This is a genomic window from Endozoicomonas sp. SESOKO2, from assembly GCF_024606245.1.
Classification (GTDB): Bacteria; Pseudomonadota; Gammaproteobacteria; order Pseudomonadales; family Endozoicomonadaceae; genus Endozoicomonas_A.
In genome coordinates this window covers 1-2,023 of sequence record NZ_JAHHPQ010000393.1, presented here as the reverse complement: position 1 = coordinate 2,023, position 2,023 = coordinate 1, and the positions used below count along the sequence as shown (strand labels likewise).

At 42.7% G+C, this 2,023-nt stretch carries 2 protein-coding genes; both read left to right on the top strand.

The window, feature by feature from the left end:
• On the top strand, nt 1-180 hold a 180-nt coding region (locus tag KDK17_RS08580; protein ID WP_257287861.1), incomplete at its 5' end, for a hypothetical protein.
• 343 nt (nt 181-523) lie between these two features.
• Entirely contained in the window at nt 524-1,654 is a 1,131-nt protein-coding gene (locus KDK17_RS08575) for a hypothetical protein (RefSeq protein ID WP_257254162.1), read from the top strand.
• Nucleotides 1,655-2,023: the final 369 nt, after the last annotated feature.

Below are 2,023 nucleotides of genomic sequence, written 5' to 3'. Positions count from 1 at the left end.
CATTTATTGAGCAACGTCGCTATAATCTTGATTCATGCATTCACCCTTGCTCTGACCAATGGCTTTTCAAACAATGCTCTATATGGCGTCTCGCTGGAAGAAAGTTTTTCCGAAACAGCCCGCAACCAATGGCAGAAGGTTTATGCTCCACTGGATTATTTGTACACCTTGTTTAATTAAGAATGAGTAAGATGCAAGCGACGGATAATTAGATTATGAATCACCAAAAAATGATGGCGAAAATCCCATTACTGTACTAAAAGGTCTCATTAAAACAACTAAGTCCCAAGGACTTGTGACAGATTCCTCAGTGTGCTGGCCGGTTTTTTTACAACTAAAAACAAGCATATTAATAGTGGTACGGGAAGACCAGGTTTGTCGTTTCCTGGCAATAAAACAGTTATTCGAGTTAAGGATATGAACAATGAAAACATCCGGTAAACTAATACCACTATTCTCGTGCTTGTTATTGATCTGTTCATTCGCTCACTCAGGCGTATCGAAAGAAGAACAGTTTAACTTATTGAGCCACTACAATAATGCATCATTAGTTGGAGACAGTCTGAATCTGTTTATCAGCGGTTCCGGGCTGGCCGTTTCAACCCTGATCCAATATGGATTCTGGTACGGCATCTGCAAATCACCCGAGGTAGTATCAGCCCTTGCAGGTCGCTTTGACCTGTCAGGCACAGAAGAAAATGAGTTACATGGGATCAGAGCATCTTTTTGTCATCAACTCGCAGCCGTTATCACCTCCACTGAAGTTGCCTTAGCCGGGCACCTATCACCGTGGCCCCTTGAGCTGCCCTGGTGGCAACCACTGCGATTTGTAGGAACAGCCTACGTTGGTTATCAAACATACACTCACCAGAATCCTTATTCTGCCACCATTAAAACTGCGATTTATTTTACCCATGAGGTAGTGGCAAGAACCGTAACCGGAGCCAGTGCTATTCGGAGCTTGAGGAAACAGAACACAAGCACAATCCAACCTTTAGATTATGCCCGAAATGAATATTTCATGTTGTCATCAACTGCTAGCATGCTGGTCGGAATAATGTTCTATAAAAAGATGCTCGCCATAGGTTCAACATCTTTGGAAGCGGCCATTGCTTACTTGATATCTGCTGGATTGACGGAAACAATATCAGCAATAAGCTATCTTCCAGTACTTAATTCAGACAGTGCTGGTATAGAGGAGAAAGAAGCAAAAGCCATAGCAGCAGCGGGAAGCGGAGCCATAGCAGCAGCGGGAAGCGGAGCCATAGCCGGATCGATTACTACAGCCATATCCGCGGCCATGGTTTCCTGGGGCAGATCAGATCTATCCTTGAACATAGCTGAACTTATCACCATAACCTTAGCTATACCTGACGTTAGACACCTGAATGGAAGTGAGATCTTAATCGGAACGATAGCCGGAACCGGATCCATACAATTTTTATTTCAACAAAGCCGGATACTGGACTCAGAACATTTAATGAGAAACGGCGCTGTTACCTTGGCTCCTGCATTAGCTCTGGCTTTAATCAATGGCGTTTCAAACAATGCTGTTTATGGTTACTCACTTGAAGAAAGTCTCACCGAAACAGCCCGTACCCAATGGATGAAGTTTTATGCTCCTTTGGATTACTTGTACACCTTGTTCAATTAACAACGAGTTCGATGCGAGCGACGGCCAATTAAATTTCATCTTATGAATGAGCAAACAATGATAGCGTGAATTACATTGCTGTACTATAAGGAAAGCCTCATGAAAACAACAAAATTCTAAGGACTTATGACTCGTTCCTGCGCGTGCTGATCGGGTTTTCACAACCACAAACAAGCAGGTTTGTGGCGGTACGGGAAAACTCGCTTTGTCGTTTTCTGATAATAAGTCAGTTACTCAAATTAAGGATATGAATAATGAAAACATCCGGTAAACTAATACCGTTATTCTCATGCTTGTTATTTATCTGTTCGGTTGCTCACTCAAGCGTATCGAGAGAAGAACAGTTTAATTTATTGAGCCACTACAATA